The 16,721-nt window shown below is 66.3% G+C and carries 13 protein-coding genes; 1 reads left to right on the top strand and 12 read right to left on the bottom strand.

Features of this window, described 5'->3' with window-relative positions; genetic code table 11:
• Positions 1 to 8: 8 nt before the first annotated feature.
• From typA to UC35_RS21835, 10 genes are all read right to left on the bottom strand, one after another.
• Positions 9 to 1,841 carry a translational GTPase TypA gene (gene typA, locus UC35_RS21880; protein ID WP_061503416.1) on the bottom strand — a complete coding sequence of 611 codons (1,833 nt, stop codon included), beginning with the start codon at positions 1,839 to 1,841 and terminating at the stop codon, positions 9 to 11.
• Positions 1,838 to 2,779: a tRNA pseudouridine(55) synthase TruB gene (truB, locus tag UC35_RS21875; RefSeq protein ID WP_061503415.1), complete on the bottom strand. Its 942-nt coding sequence runs from the start codon at positions 2,777 to 2,779 to the stop codon at positions 1,838 to 1,840. The genes typA and truB overlap by 4 nt, the downstream gene beginning before the upstream one ends.
• A 2-nt stretch (positions 2,780 to 2,781) precedes the next feature.
• On the bottom strand, positions 2,782 to 3,144 hold the full coding sequence (gene rbfA, locus UC35_RS21870; protein ID WP_061503414.1) for a 30S ribosome-binding factor RbfA: 363 nt from the start codon (positions 3,142 to 3,144) through the stop codon (positions 2,782 to 2,784).
• 46 nt (positions 3,145 to 3,190) lie between these two features.
• Positions 3,191 to 6,058, bottom strand: a complete 2,868-nt coding sequence (infB, locus tag UC35_RS21865) for a translation initiation factor IF-2 (RefSeq protein WP_061503413.1) — start codon at positions 6,056 to 6,058, stop codon at positions 3,191 to 3,193.
• Between the two features lie 18 nt (positions 6,059 to 6,076).
• Entirely contained in the window at positions 6,077 to 7,570 is a 1,494-nt protein-coding gene (gene nusA / locus UC35_RS21860; RefSeq protein WP_061503412.1) for a transcription termination factor NusA, read from the bottom strand.
• 4 nt (positions 7,571 to 7,574) lie between these two features.
• The gene (gene rimP / locus UC35_RS21855; protein WP_061503411.1) at positions 7,575 to 8,138 is read right to left on the bottom strand and encodes a ribosome maturation factor RimP; all 564 of its coding nucleotides are present in this window, start codon (positions 8,136 to 8,138) and stop codon (positions 7,575 to 7,577) included.
• 138 nt (positions 8,139 to 8,276) lie between these two features.
• Positions 8,277 to 9,878, bottom strand: coding sequence for an ABC transporter ATP-binding protein (locus UC35_RS21850; RefSeq protein WP_061503410.1), 1,602 nt, complete (start codon positions 9,876 to 9,878; stop codon positions 8,277 to 8,279).
• Positions 9,875 to 10,993: an ABC transporter permease gene (locus UC35_RS21845; protein ID WP_061503409.1), complete on the bottom strand. Its 1,119-nt coding sequence runs from the start codon at positions 10,991 to 10,993 to the stop codon at positions 9,875 to 9,877. Before UC35_RS21845 ends, UC35_RS21850 begins: the two co-directional genes overlap by 4 nt.
• On the bottom strand, positions 10,959 to 11,978 hold the full coding sequence (locus UC35_RS21840; protein WP_061503408.1) for a microcin C ABC transporter permease YejB: 1,020 nt from the start codon (positions 11,976 to 11,978) through the stop codon (positions 10,959 to 10,961). Before UC35_RS21840 ends, UC35_RS21845 begins: the two co-directional genes overlap by 35 nt.
• 1 nt (position 11,979) lies before the next feature.
• The gene (locus tag UC35_RS21835; protein WP_061503407.1) at positions 11,980 to 13,812 is read right to left on the bottom strand and encodes an extracellular solute-binding protein; all 1,833 of its coding nucleotides are present in this window, start codon (positions 13,810 to 13,812) and stop codon (positions 11,980 to 11,982) included.
• Positions 13,813 to 13,848: 36 nt separating this feature from the next.
• On the opposite strand from UC35_RS21835, the gene fabI reads away from it, so the two are divergent.
• Positions 13,849 to 14,646, top strand: a complete 798-nt coding sequence (gene fabI / locus UC35_RS21830) for an enoyl-ACP reductase FabI (protein WP_061503406.1) — start codon at positions 13,849 to 13,851, stop codon at positions 14,644 to 14,646.
• Between the two features lie 33 nt (positions 14,647 to 14,679).
• Here the strand turns inward: fabI and UC35_RS21825 are convergent, their stop codons facing one another.
• Both UC35_RS21825 and UC35_RS21820 read right to left on the bottom strand, forming a co-directional pair.
• The gene (locus UC35_RS21825; protein WP_061503405.1) at positions 14,680 to 15,501 is read right to left on the bottom strand and encodes a LytR/AlgR family response regulator transcription factor; all 822 of its coding nucleotides are present in this window, start codon (positions 15,499 to 15,501) and stop codon (positions 14,680 to 14,682) included.
• A complete protein-coding gene (locus tag UC35_RS21820) occupies positions 15,498 to 16,721 on the bottom strand; it encodes a histidine kinase (protein WP_061503404.1) in 1,224 nt (407 codons plus the stop codon). The genes UC35_RS21825 and UC35_RS21820 overlap by 4 nt, the downstream gene beginning before the upstream one ends.

Here is a 16,721-nt window from a genome sequence, read left to right as displayed (position 1 = left end):
CTCCGGGATCAGGCGGCCTCGCGCAGCGCGCGTTTGCGCTCGTGCTCCTTCAGGAAGCGCTTGCGCAGCCGGATGCTCTTGGGCGTGATCTCGACCAGTTCGTCGTCTTCGATGAACTCGACACCGTACTCCAGCGTGAGCTGGATCGGCGGCGTGATCTTGATCGCGTCTTCCTTGCCGCTGACGCGGAAGTTGGTGAGCTGCTTGGTGCGCGTGGCGTTGACCACCAGGTCGTTGTCGCGGCTGTGGATGCCCACGATCATGCCTTCGTACACCGGATCGTTCGCGCGCACAAACATGCGGCCGCGGTCGTCCAGCTTGCCGAGGGCATAGTTGAAGATCTCGCCGTCGTCCATGGAGATCAGCACGCCATTCTTGCGTCCGCCGATCTCGCCCTTGTGGGCCTCGTAGCGGTCGAAGATGTTGGAGATGAGGCCGGAGCCGCGCGTCAGGTTCAGGAATTCGTTCGTGAATCCGATCAGGCCGCGGGCCGGGATGCGGTACTCGAGGCGCACACGGCCACGGCCGTCCGGCTCCATGTTCACGAGGTCGCCCTTGCGCTCGCCCAGGGCCTGCATGACGCCGCCCTGGTGCTGTTCTTCGATATCCACGGTGACCAGCTCGATCGGCTCGTGGCGCTCGCCGTCCACGTCCTTGAAGACCACGCGCGGCTTGGACACGGCCAGCTCGTAGCCTTCGCGCCGCATGTTTTCCACCAGGATGGTCAGGTGCAGTTCGCCCCGGCCCATCACTTCGAAAACACCTTCTTCGCTGGTCTCGCTCACACGCAGCGCCACGTTGGACTGCAGTTCCTTCTGCAGCCGGTCCCAGATCTGGCGGCTGGTCACGTACTTGCCCTCGCGGCCGGCCAGCGGGCTGGTGTTGACGCAGAAGTTCATCGTCAGCGTCGGCTCGTCGACCTTCAGCATGGGCAGCGGCGCCGGATTCAGCGGATCGGTCACCGTGACGCCGATGCCGATCTCGTCGATGCCGTTGATCAGGACGATGTCGCCCGGGCCGGCCTCGGTCGTCTGGACGCGGTCCAGGCCCTGGAAGGTCAGCACCTGGTTGATGCGCCCCTTCAGGGACTTGCCTTCCGTCCCTTCCATCACGAGCACGTCCATGCTCGGCTTGAGGGTACCGGCGTTGACGCGGCCCACGCCGATGCGGCCAACGAAGGACGAGAAGTCGAGCGCCGAAATCTGCAGCTGCAGCGGCGCCGCCGGGTCGCCCTCGTGCGGCGGCACGTGCTTGAGGATGGTCTCGAACAGAGCCGACATGTCGGGACCCCACTGTTCGCCCTGCCCGCCTTCTTCCAGCGAACTCCAGCCGTTGATGCCCGAGGCGTAGACCACGGGGAAGTCCAGCTGCTCGTCGGTGGCGCCCAGCTTGTCGAACAGGTCGAATGCGGCGTTCACGACGTAGTCGCAGCGTGCGCCCGGCTTGTCGACCTTGTTCACCACCAGGATGGGGCGCAGCCCGAGGGCCAGCGCTTTCTTGGTCACGAAGCGGGTCTGCGGCATGGGGCCTTCCTGCGCGTCGATGAGCAGCACCACGCCGTCGACCATCGACAGCGCGCGCTCCACCTCGCCGCCGAAATCGGCGTGGCCGGGGGTGTCGACGATGTTGATGTGCGTGCCCTTCCAGCTCACGGCGCAGTTCTTCGCCAGGATGGTGATGCCGCGCTCGCGCTCGATGGCGTTGCTGTCCATCACCGTGTCGACCACCTTCTCGTGCTCGGCGAAGGTGCCGGACTGGCGCAGCAGCTGGTCGACCATGGTGGTCTTGCCGTGGTCGACGTGGGCGATGATGGCGATGTTGCGGATTTGCTTGTTGCTCATGATGCGGTCTGCAGTATTTGCTGGATTTCGGTGGGGGCGAGCAGCCGCCCCGGGATCAGTTCGCCGCCTTTCGCGTGCGCGGTGCCGAGCAGCGCGCGCGGATCGCGGCCATACACGGCAATGTGTTCCCCGTCGGGCCAGTCGCCGCGGCGGCGCAAGCCGGACAGGAACCGGCCCGCATTGTCGGCGTCGAGCGTGACAGGGGTGTGGCCGGCCAACAGCGCGTCCACAGGGAGCAGCGCGCCAAGGCGTGCGTCCTCCGCCATGGCTTCGAGCGCCGGCAGGGTCACGCATTGGTCCGCGCGGAACTGGCCGCTGGCGATGCGGCGCAGGGATGTGAGGTGGCCGCCGCATCCCAGGGCCTCGGCGATGTCCTCGCCCAGTGTGCGGATGTAGGTTCCCTTGGTCACCTGGGCCACGAGCTTCAGGTGCTGGTCGTCGATCGCCGACAGCGACAAGGACCGGACCGTGACATCGCGCGCCTCGCGTTCGACCTCCTGGCCGGCGCGCGCATATTCGTACAGGGCCTTGCCGTCCTTCTTCAAGGCGCTGTGCATGGGCGGCACTTGCCGGATCGGCCCGGTGAACCGCTGGGTGATGTCGGCCAGCTGATGGACCGCGATGTCGGGCACCGGCCGTTCGGCGACCACTTCGCCTTCGGCATCCCCGGTGGCCGTTTTGACGCCCAGGCGGATCGTGGCTTCGTAGGTCTTGTCCGCTTCGAGCTGCATCTGGCCGAACTTGGTCGCGGCGCCGAAGCAAAGCGGCAGCACGCCGGTGGCCAGCGGATCGAGCGTGCCGGTATGGCCCGCCTTGTCGGCGCGCAGGAGCCACTTGCACTTCTGCAAGGCCTGGTTGCTGGACAGTCCCAGCGGTTTGTCGAGCAGCAATACCCCATGCACGGGGCGCCGCTGCACCCTCGTGCGTGGCGCGTCCATGCTCAGTCCTCTTTCGCGCGGGAAGAGACGGCCTTGGCGATCAAGGCGTTCATGTCGGCCGCACGCTCGGTGGTGCGGTCGAACTGGAAGTGCAGCGTGGGCACGGTATGGATATGCAGGCGCTTGAAGAGCCCGTTGCGCAGGAAGCCCGCCGCGTGGTTGAGCGCCTCCTCGCATTCCTGCGGATCGCCCACCAGCACGCTGAAGAACACCTTGGCGTGCGCGTAGTCGGGCGTGACCTCCACCGCGCTCAGCGTCACCATGCCCAGCCGCGGATCCTTGATCTCGCGGATCAGCATGGCCAGGTCGCGCTGGATCTGGTCGGCGATCTGGAACGCCCGGTTCGGTTTGGTCGACTTCTTCATCGTCGATGGACGGGGCGCGTGGGTGCACGCGCCCCGTGATCCGTCGTTACAGCGTACGGGCGATTTCCTTGACCTCGAAGAATTCGAGCTGGTCGCCTTCCTTGATGTCGTTGTAGTTCTTCAGCTTGATACCGCACTCGAAGCCTTCCTTGACTTCGCGCACGTCGTCCTTCAGGCGCTTGAGCGACTCGAGCTCGCCCGTGTAGATCACCACGTGGTCGCGCAGCAGGCGGAAGTGGGCATTGCGCGTGACCACGCCGGAGGTGACCATGCAGCCGGCCACCGTACCGATCTTGGACGCCACGAATACCGTGCGGATCTCGGCCGCGCCGATGACCTCTTCCCTCTTCTCGGGAGCCAGCATGCCCGACATCGCGGACTTCAGTTCATCCACGGCGTCGTAGATGATGTTGTAGTAGCGGATGTCGATGCCGTTGCCTTCGGCCAGCTTGCGGGCGCCGGAATCGGCGCGCACGTTGAAGCCCACGATCACCGCCTTGGAAGCGATCGCAAGGTTGACGTCCGACTCGCTGATGCCGCCGACACCGGCGTACACCATCTGCACCTTGACCTCCTCGGTCGAGAGCTTCTGCAGCGACTGCGACAGTGCTTCCTGCGAACCCTGGACGTCGGCCTTGATGATGATGGGCAGCGACTTCACCTCGCCGGCGGTCATGTCCGAGAACATGTTCTCCAGCTTGGCGGCCTGCTGCTTGGCCAGCTTGGTGTTGCGGAACTTGCCGGCACGGTAGGTCGCGATCTCGCGCGCCCGGCGTTCGTCGGACAGCACCATGAACTCGTCGCCGGCCTGCGGGACTTCCGTCAGGCCCTGGATTTCCACCGGGATCGAGGGGCCCGCGGCCTTGGTCGACTTGGCGTTCTCGTCGAGCATCGCTCGCACGCGACCGTAGGTCTGGCCCGCAAGCACCACGTCACCGGTCTTGAGCGTGCCGGACTGCACCAGTACCGTGGCGACCGGGCCACGGCCCTTGTCGAGCTGCGCTTCGATCACGAGGCCCTTGGCCATCGCGTCCACCGGTGCCTTCAGTTCCAGCACTTCGGCCTGAAGCAGGACTTGCTCCAGCAGGTTGTCGATGCCTTCGCCGGTCTTGGCGGACACCGACACAAAGGGCGAATCGCCGCCGTACTCTTCCGGCACCACTTCCTCGACGACCAACTCCTGCTTGACGCGCTCCGGATTGGCATCGGGCTTGTCGATCTTGTTGACCGCCACCACGATGGGAACACCGGCCGCCTTGGCGTGCTTCACGGCTTCCTTGGTCTGCGGCATGACGCCGTCGTCGGCTGCCACCACCAGGATCACGATATCCGTAGCCTGCGCGCCGCGGGCGCGCATGGCGGTGAACGCCTCGTGGCCCGGGGTGTCCAGGAACGAGATGACGCCGCGCGGCGTTTCGACGTGGTAGGCGCCGATGTGCTGCGTGATGCCGCCGGCTTCGCCCGCCGCCACCTTGGCGCGGCGGATGTAGTCCAGCAGCGAGGTCTTGCCATGGTCGACGTGACCCATGACGGTCACGACCGGCGCGCGCGGCAGGGCCTCGGCTTGCGACTGCGACACTTCTTCTTCGGTGAAGGCCTCGGGATCGTCCAGCTCGGCCGTCAGCGCCTTGTGGCCCATCTCCTCGACCACGATCATGGCCGTGTCCTGGTCCAGCGGCTGGTTGATGGTGACCATCTGGCCCATCTTCATCAGCGCCTTGATCAGTTCGGAGGCCTTGACCGACATCTTGTGCGCGAGTTCCGCAACCGTGATGGTTTCAGGCACGTGCACTTCGATCACGCGCTGCTCCACTTGTGCGGCCGGAGCCACGTCGGAACGGCTGTCGCGGTCGTTGCCACGACGTCCGCGCGGACCACCGCGCCAGGCATTGCGGCCGACGCCACCGGTGGTATCGCCACGGGTGGGGATGGCCTTTTTCTTCGCCGGGTCCGCCCAGCTGGAAGACAGCTTGGCCGACTTGACTTCCTTGCCGCCGGGCGCAGCCGGTGCGGGCGCGGCTGCGCCGGCGCCTGCTCCTGCACGCGCGCCAACGGCCGGCTTGTGCAGCGTGCCCTTGGCAGCGGGCTTGGCGGCGTCGGCGGCGGTCTTGGCAGCGGGCTTGGGCTCCTCCGGCTTCTTGGCGACCAGCACCTTCTTGGGCATGGACATCATCGAGCGGATGGCGGCGGCCTCGGCCTCGGCCTTGCGGCGGCGCTCGCTCAGATCGGCCGCTCGGGCGGCCTCCTCGGCGGCGCGGGCCTTGGATTCGGACTCGGCCTGCGCGCGCGCCTCGGCGGCCGCGGCTGCACGGGCGGCTGCAGCTTCCTCGGCTTCCTTGGTGGCGGCAGCGCGCTCGTTCTGCTCCTGCGCCTTCTTCTGCTCCTGGGTGGCCGCGTAGGCAGCCGCGCGCTCGGCGGCTTCGCGCTCGCGGCGCTCGGCTTCCTCGCGCTGGCGGCGCTTCTCGGCCAGGTCTTCCTCCTGGCGACGGATCAGCTCGGCCTGGCGGCGCGCTTCTTCCTCCCGGCGGACCAGTTCGGCATTGTCCGTGCGCGCCTCGGCGGGCGCCTGCACCTCGGATTCGGGCGCTTCGACGACGGCGGTGTCCCCGCCCTCCTCGCGCTTGACGAAGGTGCGCTTCTTGCGCACTTCGACCTGGATGGTGCGTGCGCGGCCGGTGGAGTCGGCCTGCTTGATCTCGCTGGTGGATTTCTTGACCAGCGTGATCTTCTTGCGCTCAGGCGCGGCCGTGCCGTGGCTGGCCTGCAAATAGCCAAGGAGCTTCTGCTTGTCGCTTTCGCTCAGGGCGTCTCCAGGCGCGGACTTGGCCACGCCGGCGCTGCGAAGCTGTTCAAGCAGGGTGTCGGGCGATTTCTTGAGTTCTGCTGCGAACTCGGCGACGGTGGTACTGGACATGTGTTCTGTTGCCTCCCATCACTCATGGGCAGCGGCGCTGGTGAACCAGTGCTCGCGCGCCTTCATGATCAGGGTCTTGGCCTCGTCCGCAGACTGGCCCGTGATAGCGGTCAATTCATCGACGGCCAGGTCGGCCAGGTCGTCGCGGGTGTGCACGCCGGCCTCGGCCAGCTTGGCAATCAGCTGCGGATTGAGCCCGTCGAGATCGCGCAGGTCCTGCGAGACTTCTTCCACGCTTTCCTCGCGGGCGATTTCCATGGTCAGCAAGGCGTCCTTGGCGCGGGCACGCAGCTCGTTCACGGTGTCTTCGTCGAAGGATTCGATCTCCAGCATTTCCTGGATCGGCACGTAGGCCACTTCTTCCAGGCTGGTGAAGCCTTCGGAAATCAGGATGTCGGCGATCTCCTCGTCGACATCGAGCTTTTCCATGAACAGGGTGCGGATGGTGCTGCTCTCCTCGGCCTGCTTCTGGGCCGATTCGTTGGCGTCCATGATGTTGATCTTCCAGCCCGTCAGCTCGCTGGCCAGCCGCACGTTTTGGCCACCGCGGCCGATCGCGATGGCGAGGTTCTCCTCGTCCACCACCACGTCCATCGCGTGCTTCTCTTCGTCGACCACGATGGAGCTCACGTTGGCGGGCGCCAGCGCGCCGATCACGAACTGGGCCGGGTCCTCGCTCCACAGCACGATGTCCACACGCTCGCCGGCCAGCTCGTTGGTGACCGCATTCACGCGGGTGCCGCGCACGCCAACGCAGGTGCCGATCGGGTCGACGCGCTTGTCATGCGACAGCACCGCGATCTTGGCGCGACTGCCGGGGTCGCGGGCACAGCTCTTGATCTCCAACAGGCCCTGCTCGATCTCGGGAACTTCCTGGCGGAACAGCTCGATCATGAACTCGGGCGCCGCGCGCGACAGGATGATGGGCGCGCCGCGCAGCGTCAGGTCCACCTCCATGATCATGGCGCGCACGCGGTCGCCGTTGCGCAAGTTCTCCTTGGGGATCATCTCGCCGCGGCGCAGGCGCCCTTCGACGCGGCCGCTCTCGACGATGATGTCGCCCTTGTCCATGCGTTTGACGGTGCCCACGAAGATCTTGTCGCCGCGCGACATGAAGTCGTTCAGCAGCATCTCGCGCTCGGCGTCGCGGATCTTCTGCAGGATCACCTGCTTGGCCGCCATGGCGCCGATGCGGCCGATCGGCACCGATTCCACGGTTTCCTCGATGTACTCGCCCTCTTCCACATCGGCGATGCGCTCGCGCGCGTCCATCAGCAGCTCTTCGGCGTCGGGGTTCTGCAGGCCGGCATCGTCGGGCACCACCAGCCAGCGGCGGAAGGTCTCGTAGTTGCCGCTGTCGCGGTCGATGGCCACGCGGATGTCCACCTCGCCTGCGTACAGCTTCTTGGTTGCCTGCGCGAGGGCAGATTCCACGGCCCCGAACACGACGTCGCGCTCGACGTTCTTCTCGCGCGAGATGGCTTCCACCAGCATCAACAGTTCGCGGTTCATGTCACTACTCTCCTTGCGCACGGGTCTTGCGGCCCTTGAAATCAACAATCGACGCCAGCCGCGCTTCCTTCAGCTCGTCCAGCGAAAATCCCAGTGCCTGCAGCGGGGCCGGCTCTTTCTTCTTGCTTACCCTTTGGCCGGGCTTGGCCGGCGGCTCGTCGCTCCACACCACCTGCCATCCGCCCGCCTGCACGCGCTCCAGCGTGCCGCGGAACTTCTTGCGGTTGGCCGGCACCTGCCCGCCGGCCGCGGCGCCCAGCGGCGCCTTGAGGGTGATGTCCACCATCTCGCCTGCGAAGCGCTCGAAATCCTTCTCCGTCCGCAACGGCCGGTCGAGCCCCGGCGACGACACTTCCAGCCGCTTGTAGTCCGCGCCTTCGACTTCCAGCGTGTACTGCAACTGCCGGGTCACCTTCTCGCAGTCCTCGACGTTGACGAACTGCTCGTGCCCGGGCGACCAGGGCAGGTCGATCGTCACGCGCAGCAACCCACCGGCGGAGCGTTCGATCTCCACCAATTCGTAACCGAGTCCGGTCACGGTCTGCTCGACGATGTCCTGCAATGCCACGCTCTATCCGCGCCGTCCCAATGAAAAAGCGGCCAGCCAAAAAAAACGGGCGGATACTTCCGCCCGTTTGGGTGAAGGAGCGATTGTATCGCCTAACGCCTTTGTTCGCAACGCCCCCAGGCCTGGTGCACTGATGACTCAGCCGGCGGCGGCCACCAGGGTGCGGGTATAGCCATGGTGGGGCGCGTCTAGCACCTGGTGCACCGGACCGGCCTCCAGGATCTCGCCATCCTTCATCACGACCACGTCGTGGGCCATGGCCCGGATCACGTCCACGTCGTGGGTGATCAGCAGGTAGCTCAGGTCCTTCTCACGTTGGAGCCGTTGCAGCAGTTTCAAGACTTGTTTCTGGATGGTCACATCCAGGGCGCTGGTTGGCTCATCCAGGATCAGCAGCTGCGGCCCGACGATGAGCGCCCGCGCGATCGCCAGCCGCTGGCGCTGCCCGCCGGAAAACTCATGCGGGTAGCGGTTCAGCAGGTTGGGAAACTGCGTCTCGGCCAAGCCCACGTCGGCCAAGGCCTGCAGCACGCGCTGGCGCCGGGCAGCGGCGTCCAGCGCCGGTTCGTGCACCAGCAGGCCCTCGCCCACGATCTCTTCCACCGTCATGCGCGGCGAGAGCGAGGAGAAAGGGTCCTGGAACACCACCTGCACCAGCCGGCGGATCGCCTTGTTGGACGCCGCATCGGGGCCCCAGCGCCGGCCCACCACCTCGAGTTCGCCCTGGTGCGGGATCAGGCCCAGCGCAGCCAGCGCCAGCGTGGATTTGCCCGACCCCGACTCCCCCACCACGCCCAGGGTGCGGCCGGCCAGCACCTGGAAGGCGGCGTTCTTCACCGCGGTGAATTTCCCGCGCCGGAACCAGCCCTTGAAGCCGGGCAGTGCCATTGGATAGCTGACTTCCATGGCCTTGGCCTGCATGACGGGCTCGCCTTGCGGACCGCGCTCGGCGACATCGCGCGCCGGCCGGCTGTCGATGAGCTTCCGGGTGTAGGGATGACGGGGGTTGGAAAATATCTCGGCCACCGTGCCCTGCTCCACCAGGTAACCGTTCTCCATGACGGCCACCCGGTCGGCGAACTTGCGCACCAGGTTCAGGTCATGGGTGATCAGCAGCAGTGACATGCCGTTGTGCTGCTGCACCTGGGCCAGCAGGTCGAGGATCTGGCCGCGCAACGTCACGTCCAGCGCCGTGGTGGGTTCGTCGGCCAGCAGCAGGCGCGGCCGCCCGCACAGGGCCATGGCGATCATGGCACGCTGGCGCTGCCCGCCCGAGAGCTGGTGCGGATAAGCGCCGGCCCGCTGCTCGGGCTGCGGGATGCCGGTGGCGCGCAAGGCTTCGACGGCGCCGTCCCAGGCTTCGCGCGCGGTCAGCCCGTCCTTCAGCTGCAGCACCTCGGCGATCTGGTCGCCCACGGTGTAAAGGGGGTTGAGGGCCGTCATGGGCTCCTGGAAGATCATCGCGATCTCCCGGCCGCGCAGGGCCAGCAGTTCCCGCTCGGGCAACTGCAGCAGTTCGCGCGGCGGCTGGGCGGCATCGGCGGCGAACCTGGCCGAACCGCTGACGCGCGCGTTCTGGACCAGGCCCAGCAGGCTGAGCGCGCTGACGGTCTTGCCCGACCCCGATTCCCCGACCAGCGCCAGCTTCTCGCCCGGCGCGATCGAAAAATCGATGCCGTGGACGACCTCGTCGGCGCCGAATGTCACGCGCAGGTCGCGCACCGCGAGCAATGGGGTCATAGGTCGGCCTTGCGCGGGTCCAGGGCGTCGCGCAGGGCGTCCCCCATGAAGGTCAGGAGCAGCAGCGTGATCACCAGCACCGCAAAGGTCTCGATCGAGATCCACCAGGCGTCGATGTTCTGCTTGCCTTGGCTCAGCAGTTCGCCCAGGGACGGCGTGCCCGGCGGCACGCCCAGTCCCAGGAAGTCCAGCGAGGTCAACGCCAGGATGGCGGCGCTCATGCGGAACGGCAGGAAGGTGACGACCGGCGTCATGCTGTTGGGCAGGATGTGGCGCCACATGATGTGGCCATTGCCCACGCCCAAGGCCCGGGCCGCCTTCACATAGTCCATCTGCCGGTTGCGCAGGAACTCGGCGCGGACGTAGTCGGACAGCCCGATCCAGCCGAACAGGCTCAGCAAGATCACCAGCAGGGCAACGCTGGGCGCAAAGATGGAACTGAAGATGATGAGCAGGTACAGCTCGGGCATCGAGTTCCAGATTTCTATGATGCGCTGGAAGGCCAGGTCGGTGCGGCCGCCGAAAAAGCCCTGGATGGCGCCGGTGATCACGCCGATCACCACGCCGATGGCGGTGAGCACCAGGCCGAACAGCACGCTGAGGCGAAAGCCATAGAGCAGCTGGGCCAGCATGTCGCGCCCGCGTTCGTCGGTGCCCAGCAGGTTCTCCCTCGAGGGCGCGCTGGGAAACGGGTAGCTCGAGTGGTAGGCCAGGGTGTTGGGCCCATACGGGTTGAGCGTGTGGATCACCCAATTGCCATTGCTCGTGAGCCGCTTGCGCAGGTCCGGATCGAGGTAATCCGCCGGTGTGGGAAAGTCGCCGCCGAAATCCTGTTCCGAGTACGCCTGCGCCATCGGGAAAAAGAACTTGCCCTGGTAGCGCACGAGCAGCGGCTGGTCGTTCGAGATCAGCTCGGCGAACAGGCTGAGGACGACCAGCAGGCTGAAGAGCACCAGGCTGACGAAGCCGAGGCGGTTGCGCCGGAAGCGTCGCCAGGCCCGTGCCGCCGGGCTCTGCGAAGCGGGCGGCACGGGCGCCGCCGCCGGTGCCGGTGCCGGAGCCGGTGCCTTCAAGGTGGCCTCAATCGAATTTGACACGGGGATCGGCCCAGACATAGCTCAGGTCGCTCACCAGCTTGGTGATGAGTCCGATGAGCGTGAACACATAGAGCGACCCCAAAACGACCGGGTAATCGCGGCGGATGATGCTTTCGTAGCTGAGCAGCCCCAGGCCATCCAGCGAGAACAGGGTTTCGATCAGCAGCGCCCCCGTGAAGAAAGCGCCGATGAAGGCTGCCGGGAAGCCGGTGAGGATGGGGATCAGGGCATTGCGGAAGATGTGCTTCCAGAGCACGCGGCCCTCGCTCAGACCCTTGGCCCGCGCGGTCAGTACGTATTGCTTGCGGATCTCCTCGAGGAAGGAGTTCTTGGTCAGCATGGTCGTGACCGCGAAGCTGCCCAGCACCATGGCGGTGACCGGCAAGGTGATGTGCCACAGGTAATCGGCGATGCGCGCGCCCCAACCCAGCTCGTCCCAGTTGACCGAAGTCAGGCCGCGCAGCGGGAACCACTGCAGTTGGCCACCGAAGACCACCAGCAGGGCCACACCCAGCACGAAGCCGGGAATGGCGTAGCCGAACAGCACGAGGATGGTGCTGATGAAATCGAATCGCGATCCCGCCCTCACCGCCTTGGCCACCCCCAGCGGCACCGCGATCAGGTAGCTGATGAAGAAAGTCCACAGGCCCAGGCTGATGGACACCGGCAGTTTCTCGACGATCAGCTGGCCGACCGGCTTGTTCTGGAAGAAGCTGTAGCCCAGGTCGAAGCGCGCGTACTGGCCCAGCATCTGGCCGAAGCGCTCGATCGGCGGCTTGTCGAAACCGTAGAGTTTCTTGATCTGCTCGATCTTGCGCGGATCGACGCCCTGCCCGCCCCGGTAGGCCGAGGTGTCCCCGCCGCCCTGCACCCGCCGGGCTTCGGCGATGTACTGCTCCACCGGCCCTCCCGGCACGAACTGGGTCACGATGAAGGTGATCAGCAGCACGCCGAACAGCGTGGGCAGCATCAGGAGAATGCGCTTGACGATATAGGCAAACACGTTACTTGGCGGTTTTCGGCGGGTTGCGCGCCCACCAGGTCGTCATGAACCAGTCCATGTACGGCACGCCCTCGGGCGGGTACGGCGGGATTTCTTTCGGACGCGCCAGCGTCCAGTCGCTGAACGCGATGCGGCGGCTGCGCGCGGTCCAGGCCGGGATTATGTAGTGGCCGTGGGCCAGCACCCGGTCCAGGGCCCGGCAGGTGGCCAGGAAGTCGTCGCGGTTCTCCACTTCCGTCAGGCGCGCAATCAGGGCGTCGATCGCCGGGTTCTTGATGCCCCCGTAGTTCCCCGATCCCGGGATGTCGGCGGCCTTGCTGCCGAACAGATCGGCGTAGTCGGCGCCGGGGAAATGCGTGCCCGGGAACGAAATGCCCAGCATGTCGAAGTTGTTCGACTCCAGCCGCTGCTGCCACAGTGCGAAGTCCACCTCGCGCAACTGCAGGGAGATGCCCAGTTTTTCCAGCGCGCGGCGCCAGGCGGCCGTGGTGGTGGCCCCGCGCGCTTCGGTACTGTCGAGGAACTCGATGACGAAGGGCTCGCCCTTGGCGTTGCGCAGCGCCCCGTCGCGGTAGGTCCAGCCGGCTTCGTTGAGCAAGGCGCGCGCCTTGAGCAGGTTGTCGCGCAGCGAGTTGCCGCCGTCGGTGCGCGGCGGCAGCGCCATGGGGCCGAACACCTCCGGCGGCAGGTTGGCGCGGAAAGGCTCCAGCTGGGCCGCTTCGACCGGCGACGGGCTGCCCTTGGCTTCGCAGTCGGTGTTGCCGAACACGCCCTTGACGCGGATGTAGCTGCCGCGGAACAGGTGCAGGTTCATCCACTCATAGTCCATCGCCAGCTCGAGCGCCATGCGCACGCGCCGGTCCTGGTATTTCGGCAGGCGCAGATTGAGCACATAGCTGTAGAAGCCGTCCGGCAGCTTGTGCTGGAAATCCACCTTCACCAGCTCGCCGGAGTCGATGCGCCTGCCGTTCAGCCTGCGGGTCCAATCACCCGCCGAGAAAAACTGCATCAGGTCGAACTCACCGGCCTTCAGCGCCTCCAGCTGTGCGGTGTTGTCGCGGTAGATCTTGACCGTGATGCGGTCGAAGTTGTTCATGCCCCGGCGTGCCGGCAGGTCGCGGCCCCAGTAGTTGGGGTCGCGCACATAGGTCACGTCCTTGCCGAAGCGCACCGGCCCGACCTTGTAGGCGCCGGTGCCGACCGGCGTGTCCATGATGATCTGGTCGAAGGGCTTGGTCTTGCCGTTCTCCATGCCCCACTTGGGCGAAAAGATGGGGATGCCGCCGACCACCAGCGGCAGCTGGCGGTCCTTCTTCTTGAAGCGGAAGCGCACGGTCCGCTCGTCGATGACGTCGCAGCCCGCCACGTCCGCCAGCAGCGTGGTGTAGGAAGGATGGGCCTGCGGCGAGATCAGCGTCTCGAAACTGTACTTGACGTCGCCGGCCCGCACCGGATCGCCGTTGTGGAAGCGCGCCTGCGGCCGGATGCGGAAGGTGGCGGACAACAGGTCCGGCGCGACGTCGACGTCTTCGGCCAGCAGGCCGTAGGCAACGCCGACTTCATCCATGGGCGAGGCCAGCAGGCCCTCGAACAGCAGGTCGCCCAGGAACGAGGGGGCGTTCCCCTTGAGGGTGAAGGGGTTGTACTTGTCGAAGGTGGAGATGCGCGAGCCCGCCACCATGCGCAGCTCGCCGCCTTTGGGCGCTTCGGGATTGACGTAGTCGAAGTGCTTGAAATCCGGCGGGTACTTGAACTGGCCCCAAACGGCATAGCCGGGCGCAGCCGAGGCTGGCCCACACAGGCAGAGGGCGAGAAGAAGAGGCAAGCCTCGCATGCGACAATTCTGCCGATTTTTTTGAACGGGGCACTTATGGGTTTCCTGACCGGGAAGAAACTGCTGATCACCGGCCTGCTGTCGAACCGCTCGATCGCCTATGGCATCGCCAAGGCCTGCCGCGAGCAGGGCGCGGAGCTCGCCTTCAGTTACGTGGGAGATCGGTTCAAGGACCGGATCACCGAGTTCGCCAGCGAGTTCGGCTCGAATCTGGTGTTCGATTGCGACGTCGGCGACGACGCGCAGATCGATCGCCTGTTCAAGGACCTGTCCGCGACCTGGCCGACCTTCGACGGCTTCGTCCATAGCATTGGCTTCGCCCCGCGCGAGGCGATCGCGGGCAATTTCCTGGATGGGCTTTCGCGCGAGAACTTCCGCATCGCGCACGACATCAGCGCCTACAGCTTCCCCGCGATGGCCAAGGCGGCGATGCCCATGCTGAACAACAACGCGGCCTTGCTCACCCTGTCCTACCTGGGCGCGGTGCGCGCGATTCCGAACTACAACACCATGGGCCTGGCCAAGGCCAGCCTGGAGGCTTCGGTGCGCTACCTTGCCGAGGCCATGGGCAAGCTGCCCGACGGCCGGTCCGTGCGCGTGAACGGCATCAGCGCCGGCCCGATCAAGACCCTGGCGGCCAGCGGCATCAAGGACTTCGGCAAGCTGCTCGGAATCGCCGCGTCGGGCGCCCCCCTGCGCCGCAACGTGACCATTGAGGACGTGGGCAATGTCGCCGCCTTCCTCCTGAGCGAGCTGTCAGCCGGGGTCACCGCCGAAATCATGTACGTCGACGGCGGGTTCAGCCACTCGGCTCTCGCCGTGATGGAAGTCTAGGCCGGCACGACCACCGGCCCGCCGCGCGCCCGCTCAAGAGGCGCGAAACAGGTGCGCGAAGCTGCGGCTGACCTCGAGCACCTCGGGATGCCCCTGAATGTGGACCCGCTGGCGACCGGCCTCGTCGCGGGTGATGGCCGCAATGGCCGACAGGTTGACGATCGTCGAACGGTGGATTTGCCAGAACTGCTGTGAATCCAGTTGCGGCAACAGCTCGCGGATCGGGGTCCGGATGAAGCCCTCCTGGTCGCGGGTCTGGACACGCGTGTACTTCTCGTCGGATCGGAAGAACAGCACGTCCTTCACATCGATCAAGCGGGTGCTGCTGCCCGCGGTGTGCTGGATCCAGCGCAGCGGCTGCACGACCGGCGAGCGCGCGTTCAGCTTGAGCTGCAGCTTCGAAAGCCCGGCCATCAGCGCGTCCAGCGCGGCATCGTCCTGCGGGCGCTCCGACGGCGCGGGATGTGCGGCCAGGCGCGTCTGCAGGCGCCTGACGGTCTGCGCCAGGCGTTCGGGCTCCACCGGCTTGAGCAGGTAGTCGAGGGCGCCCTGCTCGAAGGCCGTGACCGCGTACTCATCGTAGGCGGTCACGAAGACGACTTCGCCGTGCCAATCGGGAAGCGACAGGATCTCGCGCGCCGCCTCGATGCCGGTCAGGCCCGGCATGCGGATGTCGAGAAACACCACGTCGGGCCGCAATTCGTCGGCCAGGCCCAAGGCTTCGTTGCCGTCACGGGCCTCGCCCACGATCTTCAGGTCGGGCCACGCTTCGGACAGCCTGGCCTTGAGCTGTTCGCGCAGCAGGCGCTCATCGTCCGCCAGGATGGCCGTGCGCGGCGCGCCTGCCGAACTCACGCGGGCTTCTCCTGGCCGTATTCGCCCAGGTCGGCGGCCACCTCGGGGCCGACCTGGTAAGGCACGACGATCTTGACCGAAGTGCCCAGGGACTCGTCGGAGACCAGTACCAGGCGGCTCTTGCCCGGGAACAGCATGGCCAGGCGCTCGCGGATGTTCTGCAGGCCCAGGCCCGATCCCGAGGTCGGCGACTCGAGGCGATCCGTGTCGACGATGCCCACGCCGGTGTCCTTCACTTCCACCCAGAGCTGACCGTTCTGGATGCGGGCCGACACGCTCACCCTGCCGCCTTCGGGCTTGGGTTCGATGCCGTGCTTGATCGAGTTTTCCACCAGTGACTGCAGCATCATCGGCGGGAACTCGGCCGTCTGCGCACCTTCGGGGACGTTGAAGTCCACCACCAGCCGGTCTTCCATCCGCATCTTGATCAGGTCCAGGTAGGACCGGATCAGCCTGAGCTCGCGGCCGAGCGTGGACGATTCCTGCCGCATCTGGGGCAGCGCGCCGCGCAGGTAGGTGATCAGCGCCTTCTGCATCTGGCTGGCGCGCGGCGGATCCGTTTCGATCAGGTAGTCGATGGCCGCCAGGGTGTTGAACAGGAAGTGCGGTTCCACCTGGGCCTGCAGCACCTGCAGGCGCGCCTGGACCAGTTGGCGCTCCATGGCCTCGTGTTCGGCGGCGTGCTCGGCAGTGCGCACCTTGGCATCGGCCTGCGCCACCTTGCGCATCACGATCTTGGCGCCCACCAGGTAGGCGAAGGCTACCGTCAGCAGCATTGCACCCAGATCGCCGATGAGGCCGCGCACCGTGAAGATCTGCTGGCTGAGCAGGCCCTTGAGCTCGGCGAGATCCTCGTCGTCGGTGTCGATCACGATGCCGGGCGGGTTCCCCTCCTGTGCGCCCTGTACCGGTGCCCCGCCCTGCTGCGCCGGTCCCGAAGCGGCCGAACCCGGCGGCCGGCCCCTGCTGATGCGGATGCCGTCCTTGTCGGAGATGGTGACCTGTACCTGGTCCTGGTTGCGCTTGACCCGGATCCTGTCGTGCTTCAGGTGCAGCTGGTCGGAGACGATGCTGCCTGCGGCCAGGACCACGATGATCAGAAGGATGAGCCGCCCCCAGGAGAGCGAGGCCGCCCAGTGGCTGAGCTGGTTGTTGATGGCGGCGAGCCAGGCGACGAAGGCGCCGCGCCGGGAGGGGGGTTCGTTCTTGTCGGTCGCCAT

Source organism: Ramlibacter tataouinensis, from assembly GCF_001580455.1.
Classification (GTDB): Bacteria; Pseudomonadota; Gammaproteobacteria; order Burkholderiales; family Burkholderiaceae_C; genus Ramlibacter; species Ramlibacter tataouinensis_B.
The sequence above is the reverse complement of the archived record's forward strand: the minus strand, read 5'-3'. Positions and strand labels throughout refer to the sequence as shown.

What these genes read in the sequence shown, in the direction of transcription:
- typA (WP_061503416.1), bottom strand. Translation starts at nt 1,841, where the DNA reads ATGAGCAACAAGCAAATCCGCAACATCGCCATCATCGCCCACGTCGAC.
- truB (WP_061503415.1), bottom strand. Translation starts at nt 2,779, where the DNA reads ATGGACGCGCCACGCACGAGGGTGCAGCGGCGCCCCGTGCATGGGGTA.
- rbfA (WP_061503414.1), bottom strand. Translation starts at nt 3,144, where the DNA reads ATGAAGAAGTCGACCAAACCGAACCGGGCGTTCCAGATCGCCGACCAG.
- infB (WP_061503413.1), bottom strand. Translation starts at nt 6,058, where the DNA reads ATGTCCAGTACCACCGTCGCCGAGTTCGCAGCAGAACTCAAGAAATCG.
- nusA (WP_061503412.1), bottom strand. Translation starts at nt 7,570, where the DNA reads ATGAACCGCGAACTGTTGATGCTGGTGGAAGCCATCTCGCGCGAGAAG.
- UC35_RS21850 (WP_061503410.1), bottom strand. Translation starts at nt 9,878, where the DNA reads ATGACCCCATTGCTCGCGGTGCGCGACCTGCGCGTGACATTCGGCGCC.
- UC35_RS21845 (WP_061503409.1), bottom strand. Translation starts at nt 10,993, where the DNA reads ATGTCTGGGCCGATCCCCGTGTCAAATTCGATTGAGGCCACCTTGAAG.
- UC35_RS21835 (WP_061503407.1), bottom strand. Translation starts at nt 13,812, where the DNA reads ATGCGAGGCTTGCCTCTTCTTCTCGCCCTCTGCCTGTGTGGGCCAGCC.
- fabI (WP_061503406.1), top strand. Translation starts at nt 13,849, where the DNA reads ATGGGTTTCCTGACCGGGAAGAAACTGCTGATCACCGGCCTGCTGTCG.
- UC35_RS21820 (WP_061503404.1), bottom strand. Translation starts at nt 16,721, where the DNA reads ATGGCGACCGACAAGAACGAACCCCCCTCCCGGCGCGGCGCCTTCGTC.